The sequence below is a fragment of the Streptomyces sp. NPDC057136 genome, from assembly GCF_042670885.1.
GTDB lineage: Bacteria > Actinomycetota > Actinomycetes > Streptomycetales > Streptomycetaceae > Streptomyces.
In genome coordinates, this window is record NZ_JBHUUV010000005.1 from 135,736 (window position 1) to 162,198 (window position 26,463).

At 71.0% G+C, this 26,463-nt stretch carries 24 protein-coding genes, 5 tRNA genes and 1 pseudogene; 10 read left to right on the forward strand and 20 right to left on the reverse strand.

Annotated elements, in window-relative coordinates:
• Positions 1 to 35: 35 nt before the first annotated feature.
• From ACFT7S_RS08740 to ACFT7S_RS08760, 5 genes are all read left to right on the forward strand, one after another.
• Positions 36 to 108: transfer RNA gene (locus ACFT7S_RS08740), tRNA-Gly, on the forward strand.
• Positions 109 to 145: 37 nt separating this feature from the next.
• Positions 146 to 219, forward strand: a tRNA-Cys gene (locus tag ACFT7S_RS08745).
• Position 220: 1 nt separating this feature from the next.
• Positions 221 to 292 (forward strand) — tRNA-Val (locus ACFT7S_RS08750).
• A gap of 19 nt (positions 293 to 311) precedes the next feature.
• Positions 312 to 383 (forward strand) — tRNA-Val (locus tag ACFT7S_RS08755).
• 23 nt (positions 384 to 406) lie between these two features.
• Positions 407 to 481 (forward strand) — tRNA-Val (locus ACFT7S_RS08760).
• Positions 482 to 606: 125 nt separating this feature from the next.
• On the opposite strand, the gene ACFT7S_RS08765 is transcribed toward ACFT7S_RS08760, so the two are convergent.
• From ACFT7S_RS08765 to ACFT7S_RS08780, 4 genes and pseudogenes are all read right to left on the reverse strand, one after another.
• Entirely contained in the window at positions 607 to 903 is a 297-nt protein-coding gene (locus tag ACFT7S_RS08765; RefSeq protein WP_382728873.1) for a zf-TFIIB domain-containing protein, read from the reverse strand.
• Between the two features lie 65 nt (positions 904 to 968).
• Complete coding sequence (locus tag ACFT7S_RS08770; RefSeq protein ID WP_382728876.1) at positions 969 to 1,955, reverse strand: phosphotransferase family protein; 987 nt, start codon at positions 1,953 to 1,955, stop codon at positions 969 to 971.
• 217 nt (positions 1,956 to 2,172) lie between these two features.
• The gene (locus ACFT7S_RS08775) at positions 2,173 to 2,379 is read right to left on the reverse strand and encodes a hypothetical protein (protein WP_382728879.1); all 207 of its coding nucleotides are present in this window, start codon (positions 2,377 to 2,379) and stop codon (positions 2,173 to 2,175) included.
• A 188-nt stretch (positions 2,380 to 2,567) separates the two neighbouring features.
• Positions 2,568 to 2,857 (reverse strand): annotated as a pseudogene (locus tag ACFT7S_RS08780) (hypothetical protein).
• Between the two features lie 206 nt (positions 2,858 to 3,063).
• Between ACFT7S_RS08780 and ACFT7S_RS08785 the strand changes: the two are divergent.
• The gene (locus ACFT7S_RS08785) at positions 3,064 to 4,386 is read left to right on the forward strand and encodes a protein kinase (RefSeq protein WP_382728882.1); all 1,323 of its coding nucleotides are present in this window, start codon (positions 3,064 to 3,066) and stop codon (positions 4,384 to 4,386) included.
• A gap of 11 nt (positions 4,387 to 4,397) precedes the next feature.
• Here the strand turns inward: ACFT7S_RS08785 and ACFT7S_RS08790 are convergent, their stop codons facing one another.
• From ACFT7S_RS08790 to ACFT7S_RS08825, 8 genes are all read right to left on the reverse strand, one after another.
• Positions 4,398 to 5,216, reverse strand: coding sequence for a TrmH family RNA methyltransferase (locus tag ACFT7S_RS08790; RefSeq protein ID WP_382728885.1), 819 nt, complete (start codon positions 5,214 to 5,216; stop codon positions 4,398 to 4,400).
• 64 nt (positions 5,217 to 5,280) lie between these two features.
• Positions 5,281 to 6,534, reverse strand: coding sequence for a uroporphyrinogen-III C-methyltransferase (cobA, locus tag ACFT7S_RS08795; RefSeq protein ID WP_382728888.1), 1,254 nt, complete (start codon positions 6,532 to 6,534; stop codon positions 5,281 to 5,283).
• Between the two features lie 437 nt (positions 6,535 to 6,971).
• Positions 6,972 to 10,307, reverse strand: coding sequence for a nicotinate-nucleotide--dimethylbenzimidazole phosphoribosyltransferase (gene cobT, locus ACFT7S_RS08800; RefSeq protein WP_382728891.1), 3,336 nt, complete (start codon positions 10,305 to 10,307; stop codon positions 6,972 to 6,974).
• A 332-nt stretch (positions 10,308 to 10,639) separates the two neighbouring features.
• A complete protein-coding gene (gene cbiE / locus ACFT7S_RS08805) occupies positions 10,640 to 11,878 on the reverse strand; it encodes a precorrin-6y C5,15-methyltransferase (decarboxylating) subunit CbiE (protein WP_382728894.1) in 1,239 nt (412 codons plus the stop codon).
• Between the two features lie 105 nt (positions 11,879 to 11,983).
• On the reverse strand, positions 11,984 to 12,670 hold the full coding sequence (locus ACFT7S_RS08810) for a GNAT family N-acetyltransferase (RefSeq protein ID WP_382728897.1): 687 nt from the start codon (positions 12,668 to 12,670) through the stop codon (positions 11,984 to 11,986).
• Positions 12,671 to 12,771: 101 nt separating this feature from the next.
• Positions 12,772 to 13,638: a MetQ/NlpA family ABC transporter substrate-binding protein gene (locus tag ACFT7S_RS08815; RefSeq protein WP_382728900.1), complete on the reverse strand. Its 867-nt coding sequence runs from the start codon at positions 13,636 to 13,638 to the stop codon at positions 12,772 to 12,774.
• Between the two features lie 72 nt (positions 13,639 to 13,710).
• A complete protein-coding gene (locus ACFT7S_RS08820) occupies positions 13,711 to 14,382 on the reverse strand; it encodes a methionine ABC transporter permease (RefSeq protein ID WP_382728903.1) in 672 nt (223 codons plus the stop codon).
• Positions 14,379 to 15,440 (reverse strand): methionine ABC transporter ATP-binding protein, encoded by a 1,062-nt coding sequence (locus ACFT7S_RS08825; protein WP_382728906.1) that lies wholly within the window; start codon positions 15,438 to 15,440, stop codon positions 14,379 to 14,381. Before ACFT7S_RS08825 ends, ACFT7S_RS08820 begins: the two co-directional genes overlap by 4 nt.
• Before the next feature lie 614 nt (positions 15,441 to 16,054).
• Here ACFT7S_RS08825 and ACFT7S_RS08830 point away from each other — a divergent pair.
• Together ACFT7S_RS08830 and ACFT7S_RS08835 are read left to right on the forward strand one after the other, a co-directional pair.
• Complete coding sequence (locus ACFT7S_RS08830; protein ID WP_382728909.1) at positions 16,055 to 16,414, forward strand: hypothetical protein; 360 nt, start codon at positions 16,055 to 16,057, stop codon at positions 16,412 to 16,414.
• Between the two features lie 2 nt (positions 16,415 to 16,416).
• Positions 16,417 to 16,848, forward strand: coding sequence for a hypothetical protein (locus ACFT7S_RS08835; RefSeq protein ID WP_382728912.1), 432 nt, complete (start codon positions 16,417 to 16,419; stop codon positions 16,846 to 16,848).
• A 21-nt stretch (positions 16,849 to 16,869) separates the two neighbouring features.
• Here the strand turns inward: ACFT7S_RS08835 and ACFT7S_RS08840 are convergent, their stop codons facing one another.
• From ACFT7S_RS08840 to ACFT7S_RS08850, 3 genes are all read right to left on the reverse strand, one after another.
• On the reverse strand, positions 16,870 to 17,373 hold the full coding sequence (locus ACFT7S_RS08840; protein ID WP_382728914.1) for a GNAT family N-acetyltransferase: 504 nt from the start codon (positions 17,371 to 17,373) through the stop codon (positions 16,870 to 16,872).
• 37 nt (positions 17,374 to 17,410) lie between these two features.
• Positions 17,411 to 17,959: a sigma-70 family RNA polymerase sigma factor gene (locus tag ACFT7S_RS08845; RefSeq protein ID WP_382728915.1), complete on the reverse strand. Its 549-nt coding sequence runs from the start codon at positions 17,957 to 17,959 to the stop codon at positions 17,411 to 17,413.
• Positions 17,960 to 18,074: 115 nt separating this feature from the next.
• Positions 18,075 to 19,235, reverse strand: coding sequence for a glycerophosphodiester phosphodiesterase (locus tag ACFT7S_RS08850; RefSeq protein ID WP_382728917.1), 1,161 nt, complete (start codon positions 19,233 to 19,235; stop codon positions 18,075 to 18,077).
• Positions 19,236 to 19,467: 232 nt separating this feature from the next.
• On the opposite strand from ACFT7S_RS08850, the gene ACFT7S_RS08855 reads away from it, so the two are divergent.
• Positions 19,468 to 20,139: a lysophospholipid acyltransferase family protein gene (locus ACFT7S_RS08855; protein WP_382728919.1), complete on the forward strand. Its 672-nt coding sequence runs from the start codon at positions 19,468 to 19,470 to the stop codon at positions 20,137 to 20,139.
• Between the two features lie 95 nt (positions 20,140 to 20,234).
• Here the strand turns inward: ACFT7S_RS08855 and ACFT7S_RS08860 are convergent, their stop codons facing one another.
• Together ACFT7S_RS08860 and ACFT7S_RS08865 are read right to left on the reverse strand one after the other, a co-directional pair.
• On the reverse strand, positions 20,235 to 21,779 hold the full coding sequence (locus ACFT7S_RS08860) for an MFS transporter (protein ID WP_382728921.1): 1,545 nt from the start codon (positions 21,777 to 21,779) through the stop codon (positions 20,235 to 20,237).
• Positions 21,776 to 22,327, reverse strand: coding sequence for a TetR/AcrR family transcriptional regulator (locus ACFT7S_RS08865; RefSeq protein WP_382728923.1), 552 nt, complete (start codon positions 22,325 to 22,327; stop codon positions 21,776 to 21,778). The genes ACFT7S_RS08860 and ACFT7S_RS08865 overlap by 4 nt, the downstream gene beginning before the upstream one ends.
• A 91-nt stretch (positions 22,328 to 22,418) precedes the next feature.
• On the opposite strand from ACFT7S_RS08865, the gene ACFT7S_RS08870 reads away from it, so the two are divergent.
• A complete protein-coding gene (locus tag ACFT7S_RS08870) occupies positions 22,419 to 22,925 on the forward strand; it encodes a hypothetical protein (protein ID WP_382728925.1) in 507 nt (168 codons plus the stop codon).
• Positions 22,926 to 22,936: 11 nt separating this feature from the next.
• Here ACFT7S_RS08870 and ACFT7S_RS08875 read toward each other — a convergent pair whose 3' ends face one another.
• The 3 genes from ACFT7S_RS08875 to argH form a co-directional block, all read right to left on the reverse strand.
• Complete coding sequence (locus ACFT7S_RS08875) at positions 22,937 to 23,815, reverse strand: sigma-70 family RNA polymerase sigma factor (protein ID WP_382728927.1); 879 nt, start codon at positions 23,813 to 23,815, stop codon at positions 22,937 to 22,939.
• Between the two features lie 80 nt (positions 23,816 to 23,895).
• A complete protein-coding gene (locus ACFT7S_RS08880; protein WP_382728929.1) occupies positions 23,896 to 24,867 on the reverse strand; it encodes an aldo/keto reductase in 972 nt (323 codons plus the stop codon).
• Positions 24,868 to 24,936: 69 nt separating this feature from the next.
• The gene (argH, locus tag ACFT7S_RS08885; protein ID WP_382728931.1) at positions 24,937 to 26,364 is read right to left on the reverse strand and encodes an argininosuccinate lyase; all 1,428 of its coding nucleotides are present in this window, start codon (positions 26,362 to 26,364) and stop codon (positions 24,937 to 24,939) included.
• Positions 26,365 to 26,463 lie beyond the last annotated feature (99 nt).

Below are 26,463 nucleotides of genomic sequence, written 5' to 3' on the forward strand. Positions count from 1 at the left end.
GTCGCCGGGACGCGCAAGCCAACCGGGAATGACAAGCGGACGTAGCTCAGTTGGTAGAGCGCAACCTTGCCAAGGTTGAGGTCGCCAGTTCGAACCTGGTCGTCCGCTCGCAGAAAGTGGGGGATCTTCCCGAACCCCCGCTCCTGGTGGAGTGGCCGAGAGGCGAGGCAACGGCCTGCAAAGCCGTCTACACGGGTTCAAATCCCGTCTCCACCTCCAAGGACGATTAGCTCAGCGGGAGAGCGCTTCCCTGACACGGAAGAGGTCACTGGTTCAATCCCAGTATCGTCCACTGGTCCGCAAGGATCCCCGCGCGATTAGCTCAGCGGGAGAGCGCTTCCCTGACACGGAAGAGGTCACTGGTTCAATCCCAGTATCGCGCACGCAGTACACGCACGGTCACCCTGCGCGATTAGCTCAGCGGGAGAGCGCTTCCCTGACACGGAAGAGGTCACTGGTTCAATCCCAGTATCGCGCACCATCCGAAACCCCCGGTCGTCTCGACGACCGGGGGTTTCAGCGTTCCCCGGGCTTCAGCGCTTCGTGAGAGAACGTGCTGCGGGCCCGGACGCGGAGCGCCCGGGCCGTGCTGCGGATGTGCCCGGCTCAGGAGGAGAAGAGCATCCGGCCGAAGCTCTTCTGGCGGTGGTGGCCGTAGTGCCCGCCCTGGTGCTGCGGGGCGCCCCACGCGGGAGCGGGCGCGGCGGCGGCGGGGTACGCCTGCGGGGCCGGCGGCGCGGGAGCGGGCGGGGCCTGCTGCGTCCACTGCGACTCCAGGCGGGTCAGGGACTCCAGCTCGCCGTAGTCGAGGAATATCCCGCGACAGCCGCTGCACTGCTCGATCTGGACGCCATTGCGGGTGTACGTGTGCATCTGTGCATGGCACTTGGGGCACTGCATCATCAGGTCGGCTCCTCGCCGTCGGTTAGCCGTCGCCGGAATTCATGCCCGGCCGCGGTCGGTTCACCCTACGACGAGCGTTCGACGGCCAACTCGGGCGGGAGGGACGCAATTCGGGCACAGGCGTCGATCATCAGCTGCTCCACCTCATCCGGACTGCGTCCCTCCGCAGCGGACTTGGCAAAGGCGAGCGCGGCGGTCTGAACGGTGAGCGCCCGTGCGGGCACGTCCAGCTCGGGCCACGGGTCCCCCTCGGTACGCACGGCCGGACCGCCCGCGGAGCGGTAGGCGTCGAGAAAGCGCAGCCAGATGTCGGGCGGCAACAGTCCGGCCGCGTACCAGGCTGCGGGCCGCGCGAGGTCCCAGGCCGCGTCACCGAGGCCCGTGTCGTCGACGTCGATCAGCAGCCAGGGGCCGTGCGGTGCGGGGTGCCGGACCAACTGGCCGAGGTGCAGATCCCCGTGGCAGAGGAACCCCGCGCGGTGCGCCGGCGCGGGTGCCTCGTCGCGGGCCCAGGCGGGCAGTCGGCGCCAGGCGGCCAGTACGGGGTGAGTGGCAGGGTCGTCGGGCCGGGCCGCGCACATCCGGGCGACGGCGAGGGCGGCCTTGGCGGGGCCTCGCATCGGTGGGAGGGGCAGGGGCGGCCGTGTGGAGTGGAGCCGGGCGAGGAGGACTGCCGCCTCCTCCCAGGGGGCGGCGTCGGGGTCCGACGGGTCGACGGGTGAGCCGTGCGGCCAGAGCGTGACGGGACGGCCTTCCAGGAGCGTCTGCGTGGGCTCTGGGGGCGTGGTGCCGTCGGCGTGGGGTCCCGGGAGCGGCGGGAGGAGGATGCCGGCCAGGGCGGGCGTTGCGGCCAGGGCGAGGCGGGATGTCAGGGCCGGGCCGTCGGTGCCCGGGGCGTGGGCCTTGGCCACGATCTTCCCTCTGCGGACGACCGTGCCGTCCGCGCGGTCCGCCAGCACCTGCGCCGGGGCGCAGTCGCAGGCCGTGGCCCGTGGGTGGGTGCTGTCGTGCGCGAGGTCGCCCAGTACGCGTACGACCGTGGTGGTGGTCATGGACTCCCCCGGTGGTGACGGGTCCTGCCCTGTCGCCGGTCCCGGTCCCGAGCGTACGTGCCGGGGCCGGACAGGCTCTGAAGGGCCCGGACAGCGCGATGTCCGGCCAGCTCCCCAGCTGGCCGGACAAACGCTGCCGTCCGCCGCACCCCCGTCCCCACGGGGTTGTTGGCCGGATGTCCTGGTCCGGACCGCTCTTCCGGACCCGGGGCGCCGCTCAGCGCCCCAGCATCACGCCCACGGACGACGCTTGTGTGACCACTGCGTCCCAGCCGCCGAAGACGACTACGAGCAGGGCCGCCAGGGGAAGAACCATGGCCGTCGCCACCAGTGGGTGGCGCGTACCGGACGGACGGGCGCCGAACGAGGCGTGCGCCTTGCGTCCCTGCGTACGGATCATGGTCCGCATAGCCGTGTCCGACATGATTCCTCTCCTGACCTGATGTGGAGCGGCGGGCGTGTGACCTCGGGGGACGAGTACAGCGCCCGCCGCTTGATCTCAACATTAGGGAGCCGTCGGGCATGGGTCGTCATGCCCGCGTACCGATTGCCGGGCCTCCCGGAGGATGAGCTGTCGGCAGTCGGCGTACTCCCCTGGGTGGAGATGCGGCGCTACACCTTGGGGACATCCCGGAGGGGATGCTCGGATGCGTCCTCCCTGGGAACCGGTTGTTCGACCAGGGCCAGCACCCTGGTCGCCATGAAGCGGGCGGTGCGGACGACTGATCCAGGGGGGCACCTCCCATGCCTTTAGGGCTATGGGGGAGCGTGACTTCACTCACTTCGACCACCCCCCGGCGGACGGCCGTCTCCACTCGGCGGCCTGCCCTTGAGGCCACCACCTCGTACGTCCTGGTCGTGTCTCCCGCGTCCACGACTATCTCCACGCGATCGCCCTTCATTGATCCAATCCCCCTTCTGCGACGGTCCATTGAGATCTCGCACGAGCCGGGGCGCCTGGATCTGCCGCTCCCTGACCACTCCTCAAGTTTCCCACCAGGCACTGACAATCGATTCTCCGGCGAGGGCGCGGCCTCTGAGCGTGCCGGGCAACGGGTACGTAAGCTGTGCCTCGTCAGGCGGACCAGGCAGCGGGGATGGGCAGACGATGGCGATGATGCGGCTCCGGCGCGAGGACCCGCGTCTCGTCGGCTCGTTCAGGCTGCACCGGCGGCTCGGTGCGGGCGGCATGGGTGTCGTCTATCTGGGTTCGGACCGGCGGGGCCAGCGCGTGGCGCTCAAGGTGATCCGCCCGGATCTCGCCGAGGACCAGGAATTCCGTTCGCGTTTCGCGCGCGAGGTGTCCGCCGCCCGGCGGATTCGCGGCGGGTGTACGGCGCGTCTGGTGGCCGCCGATCTGGAGGCGGACCGTCCGTGGTTCGCGACGCAGTACGTGCCGGGCCCCTCGCTCCACGACAAGGTCGCCGAGGAGGGGCCGCTGTCGGCCGCCGAGGTGGCCTCGATCGGGGCGGCGCTCTCCGAGGGGCTGGTGGCGGTCCACGAAGCCGGTGTCGTCCACCGGGACCTGAAGCCGTCGAACATCCTCCTCTCCCCCAAGGGCCCCCGGATCATCGACTTCGGTATCGCCTGGGCGACCGGGGCGAGCACGCTCACGCATGTCGGTACGGCGGTGGGCTCGCCCGGCTTCCTGGCGCCCGAGCAGGTACGGGGCGCGGCGGTGACGCCCGCCACCGATGTCTTCTCGCTGGGAGCCACGCTGGCCTATGCGGCGATGGCCGATTCGCCTTTCGGGCACGGCAGTTCCGAAGTGATGCTGTACCGCGTGGTGCACGAGGAGCCGCAGCTGTACGACGTGCACGACGCGCTCGCTCCGCTGGTCCGCGCCTGCCTGGCGAAGGACCCCGAGGAGCGGCCGAGCACGCTGCAACTGTCCATGCGGCTCAAGGAGATCGCGGCACGCGAGGCGCAGGGGCTGCACGACAGCCGGCCTCCCGCGCAGCGGTCCGCGCCGGACACGGACCGGCCAACCGGGCAGATGGACGGCCCGTACACCGAGCAGCAGACGCGGCGGGCGGCCGACAGTGCCGAGTCGGCCTCCTGGCCGCAGGGACAGCGGTCCGCCTCCTCCCGGTCCGCCCCGCCCCGTACCGGAGGTTCGCGTCAGCAGGCGGCGCGCAATACGACCCGCTCGGGGAAGCGGCCGCACGGTACGCAGGGGACGAACGGTGCGCAGGGACGTCCGGGCACCCGGCCCGGCGCCCGGACCACCTCGACCGGGCGGCGGCCGGCCAATCCCCGGCTGCTGCGGCAGCGGCTGGTCGTCTTCGTCGTCGTGACGTTGCTGGTGGCGTTGGGTATCGCGGCGGCCCAGGGATGCCAGGGGCCCGCACGCGGACTGGGTGGCGGGCAGACACAGGTGCAGACGCACGAGCGGGCCGCCGCCGGGGAACTGCCCCCGGCACAGCGGTAAGCCGCGTTCCGTCAGCTCTGGGGACGTCCGGTCGCAACCGCGTAGAAGGCGACGGCCGCCGCCGCACCCACGTTGAGTGAGTCGACGCCGTGCGCCATGGGGATGCGTACCCATTCGTCGGCGGCCATGAGTGCCTGGGTGGAGAGGCCGTCGCCCTCCGCGCCGAGCATCAGTGCCACCCGTTCCAGCCGGTGGGGCGCGGCGTCGTCGATGCTCGACGCCTTCTCGTCCGGGGTGAGCGCGAGGAGCTTGAAGCCCGCCTCCCGTACGCCGTCCAGGGCCTTGGGCCAGGTGTCGAGGCGGGCGTACGGGACGGAGAACACGGCGCCCATGGACACCTTGACCGAGCGCCGGTAGAGCGGGTCCGCGCAGTCCGGGGAGAGCAGGACCGCGTCCATGCCTAGGGCGGCGGCGCTCCGGAAGATCGCACCGATGTTGGTGTGGTCGTTGACCGATTCCATGACGACGACGCGGCGAGCAGTGCGGAGCAGTTCGTCGGCCGTGGGCAGCGGTTTGCGCTGCATGGAGGCGAGGGCGCCGCGGTGCACGTGGTAGCCGGTCACCCGCTCGGCGAGCTCGGGAGTGACCGCGTACACGGGCGCGGGGACCTCGTCGATGACGTCACGCATCACGTCGACCCACTTGGCGGAGAGCAGCATGGACCGCATCTCGTACCCGGCGTGCTTGGCGCGTCTGATGACCTTCTCGCCCTCGGCGATGAAGAGGCCTTCGGCGGGCTCGCGCCGACGCCGGAGTTCGACGTCGGTCAGGCCGGTGTAGTCGCGCAGGCGGGGGTCGTCGGGGTCGTCGACGGTGATGAGTTCAGCCACAGGGTGATACTGCCTTGTCCGGTGTGAGGTGCCAACGGCTCGGATGAAGATCCATGACCGCTGGTTACTCGGTGGGGGTGGCGACGGGGCCGGGTCCGACGTTCACGACGTCTCCGATGACGATCACGGCCGGCGGGCGTACGTCCTCGGCGACGGCCCGTTCGCCGACGGTCGCGAGGGTGGCGTCGACGCGGCGCTGGGCTGCCGTGGTGCCCTCCTGGACCAGGGCGACCGGAGTGTCGGGGGACTTGCCGTGGGCAATGAGCGCGGCGGCGATGGCACCGATCTTGTCGACGGCCATCAGGAGGACGAGGGTGCCGCGCAGTTGTGCGAGGGCCGCCCAGTCGACCAGGGAACGCGGGTCCTCGGGGGCCACGTGGCCGCTGACCACGGTGAACTCGTGGGCGACGCCGCGGTGGGTGACGGGGATTCCGGCGGCGCTCGGGACCGAGATGGAGCTGGAGATGCCGGGTACGACGGTGCAGGGGATGCCCTCTGCGGCCAGCGCCTGGGCCTCTTCCATGCCGCGGCCGAAGACGAACGGGTCGCCGCCCTTGAGTCGGACGACGGCCTTGCCCGCCTTGGCGTGCTCGATCAGCGCCTGGTTGATCGCCTCCTGCGCCATGAAGCGGCCGTACGGGATCTTGGCGGCGTCGATCACCTCGACGTGCGGCGGGAGTTCGTCGAGCAGGTCGCGGGGGCCGAGGCGGTCGGCGATGACGACGTCGGCCTCGGCGAGGAGGCGGCGGCCCCGGACCGTGATCAGGTCGGGGTCGCCGGGGCCGCCGCCGACCAGCGAGACGCCCGGGGCGTGCGTGCGGTGGTGCGGGGCGGCGAGGGTGCCGTCGCGCAGGCCCTCGACGATGGCGTCACGGACCGCGGCGGAGTGGCGGGGGTCGCGGCCCTGCGAGGTGGTGGTGAGCACGGCGACGGTGACGCCCTCGCTGCGGCCGGTCGCCGGGGTCCAGGCGGTGGCGGCTTCGGCGTCGTCGCTGCGGACGCACCAGGTACGGGTGCGTTCGGCCTCGGCGGACGCGGCGTCGTTCGCGGCGTCGTCGGTGGAGGCGATGAGGGCGTACCAGGTGTCGGTGAGGTCACCGTCCTGGTAGCGGCGGCGCTCCCAGCGGATCTCGCCGGCGTCGGCCATCGCCTCGACGGAGGGAGTCGCGGACGGGGACACCAGGATGATGTCGGCGCCGGCCGCGATGAGTGCGGGGAGGCGGCGCTGCGCGACCTGGCCGCCGCCGACGACGACTACGCGGCGCCCGCGCAGGCGCAGTCCGACGGGGTAGGCGGGGTGCTCGGCGTGCTCGGCCATGGCTGTGCGGGCTCCTCGGGCAGGGGTGCAGGTGCAGGTGCGGTGTGCTGCGGGCCGCTGCGGCGGTGGAGCGGCTGTGACGTGCGGGTTTGGGGGCGCGGGTGGGGCGTGGGGTGTGAGACCACGATACGGGGTGTGGGGCGGGGGGTGGGTTGTGCGGGGGCGGCGCCTGCGGTGCGGGGGTGGGGGCCTGCGGCGGGCTTGTTCCCCCTGCCCTTCCCCAAGCTCTCAACTTCGTTCGACCAGGGGAGACCCCACTCTTCCCGAAACCGGGGCTCCGCCCCGGGCCCCCGTCCTCAAGCGCCGGACGGGCTGGGGGTGGCCGGGGTGGGATGGGAGGGGAAGGGGGACTCGGTGGGCTGGGTGCCTGGGAGCCGGGTGAGCAGGTGTCCTCGGGTGCCGGGCGGGCTGGACGTTGGTCCGCCCGGCAGCCGGGGCTACTTTTCTGTTACGCCTGCTGAGTCGAACGTCGCCACCTCGTGCATCGCGCGCGCCGCGCTCTGCACGATGGGGAGTGCGAGCAGCGCTCCGGTGCCTTCGCCGAGGCGGAGGTCCAGGTCGACCAGGGGGCGCAGGCCCAGCTTGTTCAGGGCTGCGATGTGGCCCGGTTCCGCGCTGCGGTGGCCGGCGATGCAGGCGGCGAGGGCCTCCGGGGCGATTGCCCTGGCGACCAGTGCCGCTGCTCCCGCGCTCACGCCGTCCAGGATGACGGGGGTACGCAGCGAAGCACCACCGAGCAGGAATCCGGCCATCGCCGCGTGCTCCAGACCGCCGACCGCTGCGAGTACGCCGATGGGGTCGGCCGGGTCGGGCTGGTGCAGATCGAGAGCACGGCGGACCACATCGACCTTGCGGGCGTGCATCTCGTCGTTGATCCCGGTGCCACGGCCGGTCACCTCGGCCGGGTCGCTCCCGGTGTATACGCAGATCAGCGCCGCCGAAGCCGTCGTGTTGGCGATGCCCATCTCGCCGGTCAGCAGGCCCTTGTTGCCTGCCGCCACGAGGTCGCGGGCCGTCTCGATACCTACCTCGATGGCGGACAGCACCTCCTCGCGGCTCAGTGCAGGACCGGTCGTGAAGTCGGCCGTTCCCGCACGGACCTTCCGGGGAAGGAGACCGGGCGTCGCGGGCAGTTCGGCGGCGACACCGACGTCGACCACACAGACCTCGGCGCCCACCTGGGCCGCGAAGGCGTTGCACACGGCTCCGCCGCCGAGGAAGTTCGCGACCATCTGCGCGGTCACTTCCTGCGGCCAGGCCGTGACGCCCTGGGCGTGCACCCCGTGGTCTCCGGCGAAGATCGCGACGGCCGCGGGCTCCGGGATCGGCGGCGGGCACATCCGGGAGAGCCCGGACAGCTGCGCGGAGATGATCTCCAGCATGCCGAGGGCGCCCGCCGGTTTGGTCATCCGCTTCTGGCGTTCCCAGGCCTCGCCGAGCGCCTTCGCGTCCAGCGGGCGGATGTTGGAGATTGTCTCCTGGAGCAGGTCGTGCGGCTCCTCGCCGGGGAGCGCGCGGCGACCGTACGTCTCCTCGTGCACGACCCACGACAGCGGGCGGCGCTTGGACCAGCCGGCCTGCATCAGCTCCGGCTCCTCGGGGAACTCGTCGACGTAACCGACACACAGGTACGCGACGACTTCGAGGTGATCGGGCAGGCCGAGCGCGCGGACCATCTCGCGCTCGTCGAAGAAGCTGACCCAGCCGACGCCGAGCCCTTCGGCCCTGGCGGCGAGCCAGAGGTTCTCCACGGCGAGGGCCGAGGAGTAGGGGGCCATCTGCGGCTGGGTGTGCCGACCGAGGGTGTGGCGGCCGCCGCGAGTGGGGTCGGCGGTGACGACGATGTTCACCGGAGTGTCGAGGATGGCCTCGATCTTCAGTTCCTTGAACTGCTTGGCGCGGCCCTTGGGAAGCGACTGGGCGTACGCGTCGCGCTGCTGCTGTGCCAGCTCGTGCATGGAACGCCGGGTCTCCGCCGAGCGGATGACGACGAAGTCCCAGGGCTGCGAATGGCCCACGCTGGGCGCCGTGTGAGCGGCCTCCAGGACGCGGAGCAACACCTCGTGCGGGATCGGGTCGCTGCGGAATCCGTTACGGATGTCGCGGCGCTCGCGCATCACGCGGAGCACTGCCTCGCGCTCGGCGTCGTCGTAGGCGGGAGCGGGCGGGGAGACGGCGGCGGGTTCGGCGATCTCCTCGGCCGGCTGGGGCGCTTCGGCTGCTTCGGCCACCGGTGCGGCTTCCTCTGCGGGGGCCGGTGTCTCGGGTGCCGGTGCCTCAGCGGGTGCCGGTGCCTCGGTGGGGACCTCTGCCGGGGGTGCTGCCGGGGCGGCGGTCTGTGCCGGTTCCGCGGTGTCCGGGCTCTCGATGATCTCGGGTCCGGTGAGGGCTTCCGGTTCGGCCTCGGGGACCGGGGTCGGCTCGGCCATGGCGACCGGTTCCGCCGCCGGCAGTGGCTCGGGCTCGACCTCCGCCACTGCTGCTTCGGGCTCGGGCTGGGGCTGGGCCGTCGCGGTCGGTTCGACGATCAGCTCGGGCGCGGTCACGGGCTCCGGGGCGCTCACGGCCTCCGGCTCAGGCTGGGGCTCGACCACCGGTTCCGGCTGCGGCTCCGGGGCGGCGGCGGTCACGGGCTCCGGCGGTGCCGGCTGCTCCGCTACGGCTACCGCCTCGGGGGCCACGGGCTGCTCGGGGGCCGGTGTCGGGGCCAGATGCGGCGTCGTCGGTACGGAACCCTCCACCGCCACGAACCGGCCCATGGTGTCGCCCTCGGCCACGGGGGCGAGGGCAGGGGCGGGGACAGGAGCAGGCGGGGCCACTACCTCGGCAACGACCTCCACCTCGGCGGGGCCCTCCGCCGGAGCCTCGGCGACCGGCTCCGGGATCGGCTGCAGGATCGACTCGGCGACCAGCTCGGGGGCGACCGTTTCTGCTGGGGCGACCGGGGCCACCGGGGCCACCGGGGCAGCGGCCTGAGCCGCCTGCTCCGGCTGGAGTGCCTGGGGGGCGACCGGCTGCGGTGCCTGGGCGGTCCACGGGCCGGGGTCCTGCGGCGGGATCTCGCCCAGCTGCGGGCCCGGCTGCACGGCCTCGTCGGCAGGCAGGTCGAAGTATTCGGGGCCCATGGTCGGCGGTCCTGCGTGCCGGGCCGGCGCCGGAGTCTGCGGGGCGGCGGTGGGGCCGCGGTCGGCCAGGGAGCGGACCACTCCGCCGCTCGGGGTGCCGCCACTCGGTGTAGCGCCGAAGGACGGTGCCTCGGTGGAGGCGGGGCCCCGGTGCAGCGGTCGGCGCGTGGGGGCGGCAACGGCCTGGGCACCGACCGGGACCGGCGCGGGTGCCTGGGCCTGAGCCGGGGCGGGTACGGGCGCCGGGATACGCACTCCGTTGAAGTCGACGGAACCGGTGTCACGGCCACCGGACTCGTGTGTTCCCGCGATCTGCTCGACCGGCTGCACGGCCTGGAACTGATGGCCGTACGAGGGGTCCTGCGGCGGGGCCTGAGTGGCGGTCTGCGCCGGGGCCGGCGCGTAGGACTGCGGCTGGTACACGGCCTGCTCGGGTGCCGGTGCGTACGCCGCCGGCTCGGCCGGGGCCGCCTGCAGGTCGCTCCAGGCGCCCTGGGAAGTGGGCATCAGGAGAAGATCGTCGTCCTCGGGTGCGTGCTCGGAGGGTTCGAGGAAGGTGTAGGCGTCCGGGGCGGGGACGCCCGGCTGCTCCACCATGCCTGCGTTCTCCGGCAGTCCCTCGCCCGGGATCTGGCCGGTGTCAGTCATGCGTACCCCTCGCCCATCGTCAGTGCTCCTTCGGCCCTTCGCCCGGGACGCCCGAACCACGGCACGCCGGTGCTCGTCAACAAGAACGAGCGGGCTCGCCGCGCGGCACGAATCGCCCGCGGACATACACATTCTCGCGGCCGTTCGCCGCCGCGGCAGCTACTTCTGCCACGGCTCGCTGTGGACTGCGCCACGTTGCGCGTCCCCCGGTTGTGCCGTACCACAGCGAGGACCAAAACGGTCCCCTTTTCCGGACATTGACGAACGAAGCGACGAACGACCGGGCGCGGTACAACGATCGGCCAGCCTACCTCCCGCCGTCTCCGACCGGGTCAGGGGGCGAGGTCCGAACGCACGCCGGAGAGCAGGAAGACGACAGAACGTTCGCGCTCCGACCATGCGGACGTGTCGAGTTCGACGGTCTGGAGGAGGGCGCAGTCGATCCGGTATCCGTTCGCGGCGAGTGCGCCTCCGAGTGCTTCCGCCTCGTCCCGGGTGGAGGCGTGCGTGACGATGCGTTCAGGGCGGCGGTCCGCCACTGCGGTCACGACGGGGACGCCGCCGCCTCCGATCCGTACGACATCCGGTTCGGGCAGGCGTTCCAGGACGTGCGGGGCCCGGCCCTGGACGACCTGGACCGGAACGCCGAAGGTGCGGGCCGCTGCCGCGGTGCGGGCGCACGCCTCCGGGTCGCTGTCCACGGCCAGGACGGCCGCGCCGAAGCGGGCCGCCTCCACGGCGAGGGCGCCGCTGCCGGAGCCGATGTCCCAGACGAGGTCGCCGGTCCGCGGGCCGAGGCGGGCCAACTGGGCGGCGCGCAGGCCCGGGAACTCGCCCTCGCCGGTCTCCCCCGCGGTGTCCGCCGCACCGTCGCGGTAGGCGTCGGCGGGCAGCGCCCAGCCGCGTACACCCCGGGGGTACGCGGGGTGGCGACCGGCGATCCAGGCGCCGGTGGCGGTGGTCTCGGGGCCGCCGCCGATGACGATGACGACGTTCGGGTCGCGCCAGGCGTGGTCGGCGGCCTTGTCGGAGGTGAGGACGGTGACCTGTTCGCGGTCGGTGCCGAGCTCCTCGCAGATCACGAAGGTGCGGTGCACGCCGTCGAGGAGGAGGGCGAGTTCGGCGGGGCCCGCACCGGGCGAGGTGAGGACGGCGACCTTGTGGTGGGCGCGGCAGACGTTGACGGCGCGGCGCAGGGTGCGGGGGTGGGCGACGACGATCTGGGCGTCGTCCCACGGCATTCCGGCGCGGGCGAAGGCGGTGGCGACTGAGGAGACGGCAGGGACGACTTCGACTTCCAGGCCGTGTTCGGGTGCGCGCAGGGTGCGTACGACGCCGAAGAAGCCGGGGTCGCCGTCGGCGAGGACCACGGCGCTGCCACGGTGACCGGCGATCCTGCGGGCGGCGAGGTCGACGCTGCCGAGGCGGATGCGTTCGGCGCGTTCGGGGACTTCGGGGAGGGCGAGGTGGTGCGCGGCTCCGGCGACGAGCGTGGCGGCCGAGAGGGCGGCGGTGGCGGCCCTGTTCAGTGGCGAGCCGTCCCAGCCGATCACCGTGACCCGGTCGGCCATCGTCGTCAGTCTCCTGGAGGTGTCGCAGGCGTGGGCTGCCCGGGGGTGGCGGGCACGGTGAGAGTACCTGGTCCGTACCTGGCCCGGTCCGGCGGCTGCTCGATGTCAGTTCCAGTCGTTGTAGCTGCCGTAGCCGCCCGCGTCGGCGAGCTCCTCGGCGACCCCTTCGAGGTCCTCGGGGAGGAGGCCCCAGACGATCAGGTCGGTCCTGATGTCGGTCCAGCCGCCGTCGGTGCCGTTCTCGGTCCGTGTACGCGCTATCCGTGCGTTGCGCAGGACGCCTTCGCTGATGCAGCCCAGTTTCTGGGCGACCTGCTGGGAGGCGGTGTTGTCGGCGGGGGTGCGCAGCTCGATGCGTTCGAACCGCTGGTCGCGGAAGAGCCATTCGGCGAGCGCCAGCACGGATTCGGTGGCGTATCCCTCGCCGCGTGCCCAGGGCGCGGTGATGTAGCGGACCTCGGTGGCGAGGGTGCGCCAGTCGGTGTTGAGGAGCCGGACCGATCCGACGAGGCGCTGGGTGAGGAATTCGGTGACGGCGAAGACGATGCCGCCGCCCTGGGTGCGCTCGGCAGGAGCGATCCTGCGGACCCATCGTTCGGCGTCGACCTGGGTGTAGGGGTGGGGGCTTTCGGTCCAGGCGGTGACGAGTTCGTCGTTCATCATCTCGATGTACGCGGGCACGTCCGCCATGTCGAAGGGGCGCAGCACCAACCTGTCCGTGCTGATGGAGATGGACGGAAAGGTGGTAGTCATGCGCAGCTCCATGCCGAAGACCGTGTAAAGGCACAGCATGCAGCATCCGGTCGGCGTTGTGCATGGCCGGGTCCGTACGGCGGAGCCCCGCGCACCCTGTGGGGGTGTGCGGGGCTCCGTGAGCAAGTGCCGTGCGGGTGTCAGGACTTGGCGGGGTCACCGAAGGCCGGGACGATCGAGCCCTGGTAGGTGTCCTCGATGAACTTCTTGACCTCGTCGGAGTTCAGGAGCTCGGCGAGCTTCTGGACGCGGGCGTCCTTCTCGTTGCCCTCCTTGACGGCGAGGAAGTTGGCGTACGGGTTGCCCTCGGCCTTCTCCAGGGCGAGGGAGTCCTTGCCGGGCTCGAGGTCGGCCTCGATGGCGTAGTTGCCGTTGATGACGGCGGCGTCCACATCGTTCAGGGCGCGGGGCACCGTTGCGGCCTCCAGCTCCTTGAACTCCAGGCCCTTCTTGTCCGTGATGTCGCTGAGCTTGGCGTTGGTTCCGACACCGGGCTTGAGGGTGATCAGGCCGTTCTCGGCGAGGAGCTGAAGGGCGCGGCCCTCGTTGGTGGTGTCGTTCGGGACGGCTATGGTCTGGCCGGACTTGATGTCCTTGATGTCCTTGACACTCTTGGAGTAGAGGCCGAGGGGCTCCAGGTGCACATTGACGACCGGGACGATGTGGGTGTTGTTCTTCTTGTTGAAGTCGTCCAGGTACGGCTTGTGCTGGAAGAAGTTGGCGTCGACCTGGCCGGTCTCGGTCGCGGTGTTCGGCAGGACGTAGTCCGTGAACTCCTTGACCTCCAGCTTGAGGCCCGCCTTGTCGGCCAGGTTCTTCTTGACGAAGTTCAGGATGTCGCCGTGCGGCGTCGGGGACGCGGCGACGACGAGTGCCTTGGAGGTGTCGGCCTTGGCGCCGGTCTCGCTCTTGGCTGCCGGATCGGAGTCCGTACCGCAGGCGCTGAGGCCGAGGGCAAGAGCGGCGGTGGCGGCGGCAGCTGCGGTGATCTTGATGTTCTTACGCACGAAGAGTGCCTCTTTCGGTGGTGAAGGTGGAGCGCCCGGACAAGGAGTTCGGGCTTGGCGGGGAGGAAAGTCTCAGGTGGTGGTGCGGCCTCGGCGGGCCAGGAGGCGTACGGCTCCGTCGCCGATCAGCTGGACCACGGTGACGATGACGACCAGGAGCACGACGGTGACGAGCATGAACTGGTTGTCGAAGCGCTGGAATCCGTACGTGACGGCCTTGGAGCCGAGCCCTTCGCCACCGACGGCGCCGGCCATCGCGGAGTAGCCGATGAGGACGATGACGGTGGTGGTGATGCCCGAGATGAGCGAGGGCAGGGCCTGCGGGAGGAGGACCTTGCGGACGATCGTCGGGATGGAGCCGCCCATGGACTGGACGGCTTCGACGAGGCCGTGGTCGACCTCGCGGATCGCCGTCTCGACGAGCCGGGCGAAGAAGGGGATGGCGCCCACGGCGAGCGGGACGATCATGGCCGTGGGGCCGATGAACGTGCCGACGACCCAGGTGGTGAAGGGGATCAGCGCGATCAGAAGGATGATGAACGGCAGCGAGCGGCCGATGTTCACGATCGCGCCGATGACCTTGTTCACCGCGGTGTTCCGCAGCAGGCCGCCCTTGTCGGTGAGGACCAGCAGGACACCGAGCGGCAGGCCGGCCAGGACGGTGACGAGCGCGGACCACAGCACCATGTAGAGGGTGTCGACGGTGCCCTGGGTCAGCAGTGGCTGCATTTCGGACCAGGTCACTTGACGGCCTCCTTGGTGAGCGGGGCGGGGGTCTGGGCGGGTACGCCGGGGGCTTCGGGCTCCACGACCTCGGCCTGGAGTCCCTGCTCGCGCAGGAAGCCGATCGGGACGACGTTCTCCTCGAAGCGGCCGGGGAGCTCGATGCGCATCCGGCCGATCTGGTTGCCGCCGACGGTGTCCATGGCGGCGCCCAGGATCGAGATGTCGATGTTGTACGTACGGGAGAGCTGGGAGATCACCGGCCGGCCGGCGGCCTCGCCGTGGAAGGTGACGTCGACGACCGTGCTGTCCGGGCCGGATGCCGTACCACCGACGGGGAACAGCTCGTGGGCCAGTTCGGAGCCGGGGGTGGCGAGGAGCTCGCGGACGGTGCCGGACTCGATGACGCGGCCCTTGCGCATCAGTGCGGCCGAGTCGCAGACCGTCTTGACGACGTCCATCTCGTGCGTGATGAGCAGGACGGTGAGGCCGAGCTGCTGGTTGAGGTCGCGCAGCAGCTGAAGCACCGAGCGGGTGGTCTCGGGGTCGAGTGCGGAGGTCGCCTCGTCGGAGAGCAGCACCTTGGGGTCACCGGCCAGGGCGCGGGCGATACCGACGCGCTGCTTCTGGCCGCCGGAGAGCTGGCCGGGGTACGCCTTCGCCTTGTCGGAGAGGCCGACCAGGTCGAGAAGGTCGAGGGCCTTGCGGGCCCGGTCCCGGCCGGAGACGCCGAGGATCTCCAGCGGAAGTTCGACGTTGTCCTGGACGGTGCGCGAGGCCAGCAGGTTGAAGTGCTGGAAGACCATGCCGATGCGGCTGCGCGCCTCGCGGAGCTCCTTGCCGGCGCGGTGGCCCCGGCCCGCGAGTGCGGTGAGGTCCTGGCCCGCGACGGTCACGGTGCCGGAAGTGGGGCGTTCCAGCAGGTTGACGCAGCGGATCAGGGAGGACTTTCCGGCGCCGCTCTGTCCGATGACGCCGTACACCTCACCCTCGCGGACATGCAGGTCGACGCCGTCGATGGCGGTGACCTCTCGGCCGCGCGACTGGTAGACCTTCGTGAGGCCCGTAGTGGTGATCACAGGGGTTTCCGTCACTGTCGAGTGCGCGGCGCGGTGTCCGCCGGGCACGGGGCATTCGTCTGATGAGACTGTTCGCAGTGGTTTGACCGGGCAGGTCTCGGCACAGCTGATCGCGGCGGACGGCCGGAAGACAGCGCATGCCCGGGCAGGCACGTTCCGCTGGGTGCGGACGGCGTGGGCTCGGTCTCTCTTCGGGGCGTGAGACTCAGGCGGGGGCCCTCAGAAGGCGCGCATTCGACACATACAACGAGCACCGGGCGTGGTGATCGCCTCGGTCGCAGGGATGCGGTAGCTCGTTGTGGTCATGGGCCAAGTAAAACAGACGTCACGCCGACGCCGGCCAGCCTGTCCGGATAGCGGACAGTCATGGATGGTCGCCCCGCACGCTTCTCGGAGCCGTGCGGGATTTCACCGAAACGGCTGTGACCTGCGTCGATACCGGTGGGATGGTGGAGCGGGCCGGGTCCGGTGCGGCCCGGTGGCGGGTGTCCGCTGTGGCCAAGGCCACGATCTTCGCTGCGGCCGCGGACTCCGGCCAGTCCGCCCTGCCTGCGGGGAGTCCGCGTTCCGGGGCCGCACGCGGGGGGTCTTTGCGGACGTAATACCCTCGCTCCATGCTTGACGCCCTGACGATCGCGGTCGCCGTGTCCGCGCTCGCCCTTGCCGCCTGGTGCGGATTCGCCGCTTTCCGGGACCAGCCGACGAAGGACTGGCACTTCATCGGGATGGCCGTCGTCTCCGTACTGGCGCTGGCGCAGCTGGTCGTCGGGGTCGTGCAGTTGGCGCGCGGTGAGCGGCCGGAGCAGGGGATGACCGTCTTCATCGCCTATCTGATCGGTGCGTTCGCCGCCGTGCCCGCGGCCGGCTTCCTGTCGCTGACCGAGCGGACCCGCTGGGGTTCGGTGACGGTGGCGGCGGGGGCGGTCGTACTGGCCGTCCTCGAAGTACGGCTCTACGACATCTGGGGAAACTGACCGTGACCGAGACCGATCGCACCACCGAGGGTTCCCGCAAGCAGCCGTTCGAGCTCGGCACCGGGCCGGGGCGCGTACTGGTCTGGTTCTACGGGGTGTTCACCGTGGCCGCCGCCTCCCGCTCGGTCGTCCAGATGATCCTGGACTTCGACAAGGCACCGCTGGCCTATGTGCTGTCGGCCGTCGCCGCCGTCGTATACGGCTTCATCACGTACTCGCTGGTGCGGGGCGGGGAGATGGCACGCAGGGCGGCGCTGGTGTGCTGCGCCGCCGAGCTCGTGGGTGTGCTCGTCGTCGGTACGTGGACGCGGGTGGAGCCCTCGGCCTTCCCGGACGCCACCGTCTGGTCGGACTTCGGTACGGGCTATCTGCTCATCCCGGTGATCCTGCCGATCACCGGGATGATCTGGCTGCGACGCGCGAAGAGCGCGTAACCACCCGCGTACGACGTCCCGTCAGGCGCTGGCCACGTAGGCCGGTGCGGCGGCGTCCTTCTCCAGCAGGATCAGCCGGACGCCGTCCTGCCCGGTGGTGTCCCCCACGCGTGCGTAACCCTCCCTGCGGTACAGCCGCAGGTTGCCCTCGCTCCGGTGTCCGGTGTGGATCCGGAAGCGGGTGGTCGCGCGACCGGTGGTGAGACCCGATTCCGCGGCGCGCAGCAGACGGGCACCGAGGCCATGTCCCTGGAGCCGGGGGTGGACGCAGAGCTTGCCTATCTGCCCGGTGCCGTCCGGATCGGTGAAACCGCGTACCGAACCCACGACTTCGTCGCCGAGCCGGGCCACGAACACCAGGTCCGTATCGACTTCCGCGCGGACCGAGTCGAGGGTCTGTACGAGCGGGTCGATCCGGTAGTTGCCGTAGAGCTCCGCCTCGCTCTGGAAACAGAGGTATCGGAGTTTGAATATCTGCTCGGCGTCCCGTGTGTCCGCCGCCGAGATGGTCACGCTCATGCCCATGTGCGCATGCCTCCCGCTCACCTGATCCGCCGGTTGTCTACCGCTCCTTTCCCCGCAGTTCAGGAGCTACAACCTCCGCCGCGAGCATTCTGCGCAGACATCCAAGGCATCGGGAACGCATCGGACCCAAACTCCCCTGTGACATACCCAACCTTCCTGCGATTTCCCGGTAGGTCGGATCGGCGGGGGAAAGCATCGCGGCCAGCAGTCGCGCGCACCTGTCGGGCAGACGTTCCACCGCCGTGCGTAACACCCGCCGCGTGTCGGCGCCGACGACGATGCGCTCCGGGCAGCCGTAGGGGTCCGCGGCGGGCTCGGCGCTGCCGTACGGGTATTCGTGACGGGCCGTCCGCCGGGTCCGGCGTGCCTCCGCGCGTACCTCGTCGCGCACCCAGCGGGCCGGGTCGGCGGGCGGCCCCTGCGTGTCGAGGCGCTCGAAGAGCCGGAGCCATACGGCCTGTTCGAGATCTTCGGGGTCGGCCGAGGCGGCCGGGGCCTCGGCCCTCGCCTCCGCGCGGACCAGCGGGAGCAGGGCCCGCACGACGGCCGGGGCTGCCGGGGGCGGGGCATGATCGATAAGCGTCATGCCCCACCCGACGTGCCGGGTGCGCGGCCGGTTGCCGTGTGCGGGGAGTGCCACCCGACCGGGGTCCGCCCGGCCGGGTGCTGACGCCTGACCCGGCGCGTCGGTCCTCTTCGGATCAGTCCCGGGCGAAGTCGGCCGCGGCGAGCAGCGCGGTGTCCGGGTTGTCGGAGAAGACGCCGTCGATGCCTGCCTCGAAGTACGCCCGGAACGCGCCGAACGCGTCACCGTACGCGTTGGGGTCGGTGCCCCGGCGGAAGTCGGCGGGCAGGAAGCTGTTCTCGTTGCGCATCGTGTACGGGTGCAGGATCAGGCCCTGCTGGTGCGCGTCCCGCACCAGGGTGGTCGGCGTGGTCAGCCGTCCCGCACCGTCCTTGGGGATGATCAGGTCCAGCGTCGGACCGATGCCCTGCGCGAACGAGGCCATCCACTTCAGGCCGGCGGGCTGGACGAGATCGGCGACGGTGCGCGGGTCGCCGGCCTCCACGAAGTCCCAGGGGCGCGTCGCGGCGCCGGACAGCAGGACGACCCGGGGAGCGGCTACAAGCTTCGCCAGCCGCTGCATCGAGCTCGGCTCGAAGGACTGCAGGATGAGCGGGGAGTTCTCGCGGTGCCGGCCATGGCGCCGCAGCAGGCGCGCGAGCGGCTCCTCCAGGCCGAGGCCGAGGGACCGGAAGTAGGTGGGGTGCTTGGTCTCGACGTACAGCCAGACCGGCGCGCCGCGCCTGCGACCTTCCTTGTCGGCCCAGCGCAGGACCTCCTCGAAGGTGGGGATCTCCCAGCGGCCGTCGTAGAGGGTGTTCTCCTGGCGGGTGCCGGGGATGCGCTCCTTGGCGCGCAGCGTCTTCAGCTCGGCGAGGGTGAAGTCCTCGGTGAACCAGCCGGTGAGGGAGACGCCGTCGACCTTCTTCGTCGTCCTGCGGCTCGCGAACTCGGGGTGCTCGGCGACGTCCGTGGTGCCCGTGATGTCGTTCTCGTGGCGGCAGACGAGGTGACCGTCCTTCGTCGGCACGAGGTCCTGCTCGATGACGTGCGCGCCCATGTCCAGGGCCAGCTGGTACGAGCCGAGGGTGTGCTCGGGCCGGTAGCCGCTGGCTCCGCGGTGGCCTATGACGGTCGGCACCGGGAGATCGCGGTAACCGCCGCGGCCCTTGCCCTGCCCACTGCTGCCGCGCTCGGTGGCGGCGGCCGTCCCGGTCAGGCCGAGGGCTGCCGTGCCGAGCACCGCGGCACCCAGAAGGGTCCGCCTGCCGGGGCTCATGTGCGCACGCTCTGTCATGAATGCTCCTCGCTGTGATGTCCGGCACCTGGTCGGCGAGGCCCGATCGTAGGCAGCTACGCCATCCGAGGGGCAGCTTCTGGACGAACGTGGCGGAAACACACGTCAACACTGCGTATCCAGTTCGTGAACCCGATGTGCGATCAGTGAGTACCCGCGAGTATCGTCCTCACCTGCACGGACCTTCATTCGCACCCGCCCCGGCCGCCCGGCCATGACACCGGAGGAACCGTTGTCCCGTCTCACGGTCATCAAGGCAGTGCTCGGACCGATCCTGCGCCTGATGTTCCGCCCACAGGTGGAAGGCGCCAAGAACATTCCCGGGACCGGGCCGGTGATCCTCGCGGGCAACCACCTCACGTTCATCGACTCGATGATCATGCCGATCTGCTGCGACCGGCCGGTGTTCTACATCGGCAAGGACGAGTACGTCACGGGCAAGGGGCTCAAGGGCCGGCTGATGGCCTGGTTCTTCACGGGCTGCGGAATGATCCCGGTGGACCGGGACGGCGGGCGCGGCGGCGTCGCGGCACTGATGACGGGCCGCCGGGTGCTGGACGAGGGCCACGCCTTCGCGATCTACCCGGAGGGCACGCGCTCCCCTGACGGCCGGCTCTACCGGGGCCGTACGGGCATCGCGCGGCTGACCCTGATGACGGGCGCCCCCGTGGTCCCGTTCGCCATGATCGGCACCGACAAGCTCCAGCCGGGCGGCGCCGGGCTGCCCCGCCCGGGCAAGGTCACGGTCCGCTTCGGTGAGCCGATGGAGTTCTCGCGCTACGAGGGCATGGACCGCGACCGCTATGTGCTGCGTGCGGTGACGGACTCGGTGATGGCCGAAGTGATGCGGCTGTCCGGCCAGGAGTACGTCGACATGTACGCCACGAAGGCCAAGGCCGCGTGAGCTGACGCGCTCCGCGTCGTAGAGAAGGGCCCGTACCCCGGTCGGCGCATTCCGGGGGTGCGGGCCCTTCCGCGTGCCACGGCGGACTACGCGTGCTATGGGTGCTCGATGCCGTCCTCCAGCTTCTGGCCCCGCAGCAGGAACCAGGCGGCCACGGCCGTCGCCAGCAGTACGGCGGCGCCTATGCCCGCGGCGTACCGCATCCCCTCGACGAACGCCTCCTGCGCGGCCGACATCAGGGGCAGCGCCTGGGCGGCGGGGAGGGTGGAGGCCGCTTCGACGGCGCCGCCCAGCGATTCGTGGGCGGCCGCCGCTGTGCCGGACCCGATGCCGGCCGGGGTTTCGAAGCCCTGGTAGACACCCGTGACGATGGAGCCGAGCAGGGCGATGCCGAGGGCCGCGCCGAGCTCGTACGCCGTCTCGGAGACCGCGGACGCGGAGCCGGCCTGCTCCTTGGGGACGGTGGAGAGAATGACGTCGGCGGTGACGGTGAAGGCGAATCCGGCACCGACTCCGACGATTAGCAGCATGAAGCCGAGCATCGGGTATCCGGTGTCCTTGCTCAGCAGGGTCACCGAGGCGAGCGCCACCCCGACGGCGGCGAGTCCGCCCGTCACCACCGAGCGTACGGAGTAGCGGCGGGCCACCACTCCGGCCATCAGTCCTGCGGCCACCGCGCCGATGGCCGCGGGCAGTTCGGCGAGACCGGCCTCCAGCGGGCCTCGGCCCTGGACCAGTTGCAGGAACTGGGAGAGGAAGAAGACGAGTCCGGCCAGGCCGAGGATGGTCAGCAGGTCGGCGAGTACCGCGCCCGAGAATCCCCGGTGGTGGAAGAGCCGCATGTCCAGCAGCGGTGCGGGGAGCCGCAGTTGCCTGCGTACGAACCAGGCGAGCGCCGCCACCCCGATGACGGCCGAGGCGGCCACCTCCCGGCTCCCGCCGTGGGCGGCGAGCTCCTTGATGGCGTACACGATGGCGATCATGCCGATGAGCGAGAGTCCGACACTGATGAGGTCCCAGGGGCCCGGTGCCGGGTTCTTGGATTCGGGGATCATCTTGATGCCGACGACGACGAGAACGGCCATCACCGGAAGGTTGATCAGGAAGACCGAGCCCCACCAGAAGTGTTCGAGCAGGAAGCCGCCCATGACGGGGCCGACGGCCGCGCCCGCTGAGGCCATGGCGCCCCAGATGCCGACGGCGAGGCTGCGTTCGCGCGGGTCGTGGAAGAGGTTGCGGATCAGGGCGAGCGTGGAGGGCATCAGGGTGGCGCCCGCTACACCGAGCAGCGCACGGGCCAGGATCATCATCTCCGGGCTGGTCGCGTAGGCGTTGAGCACCGCGACCGCACCGAAGGCGACGGCGCCGGTCAGCAGCAGCTTCTTGCGGCCGATGCGGTCGCCGAGGCTGCCCATGGAGACGAGCAGCCCGGCGATGACGAAGGAGTAGACGTCACCGATCCAGAGCAGCTGGGTGCCGGTCGGTGCGAGGTCCTCGCTGAGGAACGGGGTCGCCAGTCCGAGGACGGTGGCGTCGACGGCCACCAGCAGCACGGCGAGGACGAGGACGGCCAGGGCGATCCACCGTCCCGGCCGGCGCACGATGTCCTCGATGTGCGAGGTCTGGGCGATGCTGGTCATTGCTCCACGCTCCGGCGTGCTCCGCCGATCAACAACTCGACGATCATGTACTGGAAGTCCTTGGGTGCGACTCTGCCGACCTGTACGGCCCAGGCGCCGGTACCGATGAGCCCGTAGAGGGCCTCGGTCAGCCAGGCGGGGGTGAGGTCGATGCGGAATTCGCCGCGCTCCTGGCCGCGCCGGAAGAAGGCGCCGACCCGGGCGTCGAGCCGGCTCCAGCCCTCGTTCACTTCGTCGCCCTCGAAGAGCTGGTTCTCGTTGACGAGGAAGGAGAGCAGCCCCGCGCCGGGTTCGACGGCGGCGACGAAGCGGCGCAGGCCGTCCTCCGCACTGCCCTCGTCCAGCGCGGAGGCGTCCAGGGCCGCCTCGAATTCCTGGATGCCCAGATTCTCCAGCGCTTTGACCAGCGCGTCCCGCCCGGCGAAGTGCCTGTGCAGCGTCGCGCGGCCGATGCCGGCGGCCTTGGCGACCTCGTCCATGGTGGCGGTGGATTTGTGGGTCAGCAGTGCGGCGGCGCTTCGCAGCACCTGCTCACGATCCAGAGTCATGAGACAACCATAACCCACATGAGACATTCGCGTCTCATCATTAAGGGCGAACCCATCGCCCTGCCCGGCACTCCGAGGGCACCATGGGGCAATGAAGCCGCTGTTGCTGATCGACATCGACGGTCCGCTCAACCCGTACCTGTTGCTGTCCCGTCCCGGTACGCCGGACGGATATCGCAAGTACCTGATGCGGCCGTCCGGGTGGACGGTGGGGCCCGCGCTGCCGGTCCTGCTCAGTCCCGGGCACGGCGGCGCGCTGCTGGCCCTCGCCGACCGGTACGAACTGGCTTGGGCCACGACGTGGATGGCCGAGGCCAACGAATGGATCGCCCCGCCGCTCGGGCTGCCCGAGCTGCCGTACATCGAGTGGCCTTCGCTCTTCGGCGGCACACCGGAGGGCGTGTTCTGGAAGACCGGTCATGTCGTGGAGTACGCGGCCGGGCGGCCGTTCGCCTGGATCGACGACGAGATCACGGAACGGGACCGGGCGTGGGTGGCGGCCCATCACCCGGCCCGGTCACTGCTGCGGCGGATCGATCCGTGGGTCGGTCTGGATCAGGACGACTTCGACGCGCTCGCCGCGTGGGCCGGGGACTGAGCCCGCGGCCGTCAGTCGGCGAGCAGGATGAGATCCAGGTCGCGCAGGTGCGACCGGTCGGTGATCGCGTCCAGGGACGCGATCCGCCCGTCCGTGAACGTGAAGCTCATGACGGAGAACTGCTGCCCCTCGCGGATCGATACGACGCCCAGCTCCCCGTTGACGAGGACGAGCTGCGCGGACCGGGCGAACGGCGCGAACATCATCGCCTGGCGGGCCACCGCGGCCGCTCCCCGCACCGCAAGACCCGCGCCCGCGTCGGAGCGCGCCACGACATCCGGGTCGAGCACAGCGACGAGCGCCTCGAACTCACCGTTACGGGCGGCGGCGAGGAAGGCGTCCACAACGGTGCGTCGGCGCGCCAGGTCCGGGTCGGTGACGGGTTCGGCCCCCTGCACCCGGCGGCGGGCCCGGCTGGCCAGCTGACGGGCGGCCGCCGGGGTCCGGTCCACGATCCTGGCCACCTCGTCGAAGGGCACGGCGAACATGTCGTGCAGCACGAACGCCAGCCGCTCGGCCGGCTCCAGGGTCTCCAGCACCACGAACATGGCCAGGCCGACCGAGTCCGCCAGCAGCACCTGCTCCTCCGGGTCACCGCCGTCCCGCCCGCCCCTCACCGGCTCGGGCGCGGGCACCGTCGGCGGGTCGAAGGGCTCCTCCCGCCGGGAGCGGCGCGAGCGCAGCATGTCCAGGCAGACCCGGCCGACGACGGTGGTCAGCCAGCCGCCCAGATTCTCGATGTCCCCGGCCTCGGAACGGCTCAGCCGCAGCCACGCCTCCTGGACCGCGTCCTCGGCCTCGTTCTGCGAGCCGAGCATCCGGTGGGCGACCGCCTTCAGGTGGTCCCGGTTCTCCTCGAAACGCTCTGCAAGGTACGCGTTCTCGTCCACTGCCCCATCCTCCGTCGCGGTCCGTTGTCACTCTGACGGATCGGACGGGCAGGATGTGACGGGTTCCGGCAACTGCAAGCTCAGCTCCAGGGCAATGAGGCGCGGTGGCGCCAGTACGCCTCGGGCTCCTCCACCAGCGCGTCGAGCCGCGCCCGCCGCTGCTCGTCGAGGTCGAGGACGGCGGCATGGAGGTTTCCGGCGAGCTGGGTGACTGTGGCCGCGCCGGAGAGGACGACACCGGCCCACGGCTGGTGCAGGACGAGTGCGAGAGCGACGGCGTCACCTTCGAGACCCGCCTCCGCGGCGATCTCCCGTACGACAGCGGGGGCCTCGGTGCCCGCGAGCCGGCCGTTGGCCATGCCCTCCTTGACGATCACGGTGAGCCCGGCGTCATGGGCCTCGGCGAGCGCGGGTCCCGCGGAGGTCTCCAGCACGTTGTAGGTGGCCTGGACGGTACGGAAGAGGGGGGCGCCGTCGACGGTGACGGCGAGCGCGGCCCGGATGGCGTCGGCCTGGCCGGGCCCGCTGGTGGAGAGTCCGACGGTGATGCCCTCGGCGGCGTGCTCGGCGAGGCGCGCGTGCAGTTCCTTGTCGGTGAGGGCCGGGCTGTCGGCGGTCACGGAGTGGATCTGGTAGAGGTCGAGCCGGTCCCCCAGCAGGTCCTGGGTCTCGGCGCGCTGGCGCTCGTACGTGGCGAGGCCGTGGTCCTTGACCTCGTGGTCCTCGGCGTCCACGCGCCAGTCGGCGGTGTAGGTGTAGCCCCATTTACTGCCGATGACGACGTCGTCGACCTCGGGGTGGGCCGTCAGCCAGTCGGCGAGGAACTCCTCGGAGCGGCCGTAGGAGCGGGCGGCGTCGAAGTAGCGGACGCCCTGGGCGTAGGCGGCGTCGAGGAGCTCATGGGTGCGGGCTCGCAGGGCCTCGACACTGCGGTCGTCGGGCAGGTCCCGGTCGCGGTGGAGGTTGATGTAGCCGGGTCTGGCGACGGCGGCCAGGCCCAAACCGATGTGGGCGGTCGGGGTCGTAGCGGTGGCCAGCCTGGCGAAGGGCATCGCGGGCTCCTCGTGGGTCGGGTCGGTGGTCCGTCCCGTTCAACGTAGCCCGCGATGCCGTTCCTACACCTACTGGCGTGCGGTTGCCCAGGCGTGCTGCGCCGCCAGATCAGCCTTGACCTCGGCGAGCTGGACCGCGACGGCGGACGGGGCCGTACCGCCGCGCCCGTCACGGGAGGCGAGGGCGCCCTTCACATTGAGGACGGTCCGTACCTCCGGGGTGAGGTGCTCGGAGATCTTCGCGAACTGCTCGTCGGTGAGCTGGTCCAGCTCGATGCCGTGCTGCTCGCACTCCTTGACGCACTCGCCCGCGACCTCGTGCGCGACACGGAACGGGACGCCCTGCTTGACCAGCCACTCGGCGATGTCGGTGGCGAGCGAGAAACCGGCCGGGGCCAGCTCCTCCATGCGCTCCCGGTTGACGGTCAGCGTCGCCATCATGCCGGTGAAGGCGGGCAGCAGGACTTCGAGCTGGTCGCAGGAGTCGAAGACCGGCTCCTTGTCCTCCTGGAGGTCGCGGTTGTACGCGAGCGGGAGGGCCTTGAGCGTGGCCATCAGGCCCGTCAGATTGCCGATGAGGCGCCCCGACTTGCCGCGCGCCAGCTCGGCGATGTCCGGGTTCTTCTTCTGCGGCATGATCGAGGAGCCGGTGGAGAAGGCGTCGTGCAGGGTGACGAAGGAGAACTCCTTCGTGTTCCAGATGATGATCTCCTCCGCGATCCGGGAGAGGTTGATCCCGATCATCGCGGTGATGAAGGCGAACTCGGCCACGAAGTCGCGGGAGGCCGTGCCGTCGATGGAGTTGGCGACGGAGCCGCCCTCGAAGCCCAGGTCGGCCGCGACCGCCTCCGGGTCGAGACCGAGGGACGAGCCGGCCAGCGCGCCGGAGCCGTACGGCGAAACGGCGCTCCGCTCGTCCCACTGCCGCAGCCGCTCGGCGTCCCGGGACAGGGGCTGCACATGGGCGAGGACGTGATGGGCGAAGAGGACGGGCTGGGCGTGCTGGAGGTGCGTACGGCCGGGCATGGCCACGTCCGGGTGGGCCTCGGCCAGGCCGACCAGGGCGTCCTGGAGTTCGGCGACGAGGCCGCCGATGATCCGGGCGTGGTCGCGCAGGTACATCCGGAAGAGCGTGGCGATCTGGTCGTTGCGGGACCGGCCGGCGCGCAGCTTGCCGCCGAGGTCGGGGCCGAGGCGCTCCAGGAGACCGCGTTCCAGCGCTGTGTGGACGTCCTCGTCGGCGATGGTGCCGGTGAACGAGCCGTCGGCCACATCGGTTTCGAGCTGGTCGAGGCCGCTCAGCATCCGGGTCAGCTCGTCCTCGCTGAGCAGGCCCGCCTTGTTGAGGACGCGCGCGTGGGCGCGGGAGCCGGCGATGTCGTACGGCGCGAGCCGCCAGTCGAAGTGGACGGAGGCGGACAGCTTGGCCAGCGCCTCGGCCGGGCCGTCGGCGAAGCGGGCGCCCCAGAGGCGTACGTCGCTGGTGTTGCTGCTCACGGTTGCTCCTTGTTGTGCGGTGGGGCGGGGCGGGGATTCTTCTCCCCACCCCGCCCCTTCCCGAATTGGGGCTCTGCCCCCAGACCCCCGCTCCTCAAA

What these genes read in the sequence shown, in the direction of transcription:
- ACFT7S_RS08880 (WP_382728929.1), bottom strand. Translation starts at nt 24,867, where the DNA reads ATGCCCTTCGCCAGGCTGGCCACCGCTACGACCCCGACCGCCCACATC.
- ACFT7S_RS08845 (WP_382728915.1), bottom strand. Translation starts at nt 17,959, where the DNA reads ATGACGCTTATCGATCATGCCCCGCCCCCGGCAGCCCCGGCCGTCGTG.
- cobA (WP_382728888.1), bottom strand. Translation starts at nt 6,534, where the DNA reads ATGGCCGAGCACGCCGAGCACCCCGCCTACCCCGTCGGACTGCGCCTG.
- ACFT7S_RS08785 (WP_382728882.1), top strand. Translation starts at nt 3,064, where the DNA reads ATGGCGATGATGCGGCTCCGGCGCGAGGACCCGCGTCTCGTCGGCTCG.
- ACFT7S_RS08860 (WP_382728921.1), bottom strand. Translation starts at nt 21,779, where the DNA reads ATGACCAGCATCGCCCAGACCTCGCACATCGAGGACATCGTGCGCCGG.
- ACFT7S_RS08850 (WP_382728917.1), bottom strand. Translation starts at nt 19,235, where the DNA reads ATGACAGAGCGTGCGCACATGAGCCCCGGCAGGCGGACCCTTCTGGGT.
- cobT (WP_382728891.1), bottom strand. Translation starts at nt 10,307, where the DNA reads ATGACTGACACCGGCCAGATCCCGGGCGAGGGACTGCCGGAGAACGCA.
- ACFT7S_RS08765 (WP_382728873.1), bottom strand. Translation starts at nt 903, where the DNA reads ATGATGCAGTGCCCCAAGTGCCATGCACAGATGCACACGTACACCCGC.
- ACFT7S_RS08775 (WP_382728879.1), bottom strand. Translation starts at nt 2,379, where the DNA reads ATGTCGGACACGGCTATGCGGACCATGATCCGTACGCAGGGACGCAAG.
- ACFT7S_RS08840 (WP_382728914.1), bottom strand. Translation starts at nt 17,373, where the DNA reads ATGGGCATGAGCGTGACCATCTCGGCGGCGGACACACGGGACGCCGAG.
- ACFT7S_RS08865 (WP_382728923.1), bottom strand. Translation starts at nt 22,327, where the DNA reads ATGACTCTGGATCGTGAGCAGGTGCTGCGAAGCGCCGCCGCACTGCTG.
- ACFT7S_RS08870 (WP_382728925.1), top strand. Translation starts at nt 22,419, where the DNA reads ATGAAGCCGCTGTTGCTGATCGACATCGACGGTCCGCTCAACCCGTAC.
- cbiE (WP_382728894.1), bottom strand. Translation starts at nt 11,878, where the DNA reads ATGGCCGACCGGGTCACGGTGATCGGCTGGGACGGCTCGCCACTGAAC.
- ACFT7S_RS08830 (WP_382728909.1), top strand. Translation starts at nt 16,055, where the DNA reads ATGCTTGACGCCCTGACGATCGCGGTCGCCGTGTCCGCGCTCGCCCTT.
- ACFT7S_RS08810 (WP_382728897.1), bottom strand. Translation starts at nt 12,670, where the DNA reads ATGCTGTGCCTTTACACGGTCTTCGGCATGGAGCTGCGCATGACTACC.
- ACFT7S_RS08770 (WP_382728876.1), bottom strand. Translation starts at nt 1,955, where the DNA reads ATGACCACCACCACGGTCGTACGCGTACTGGGCGACCTCGCGCACGAC.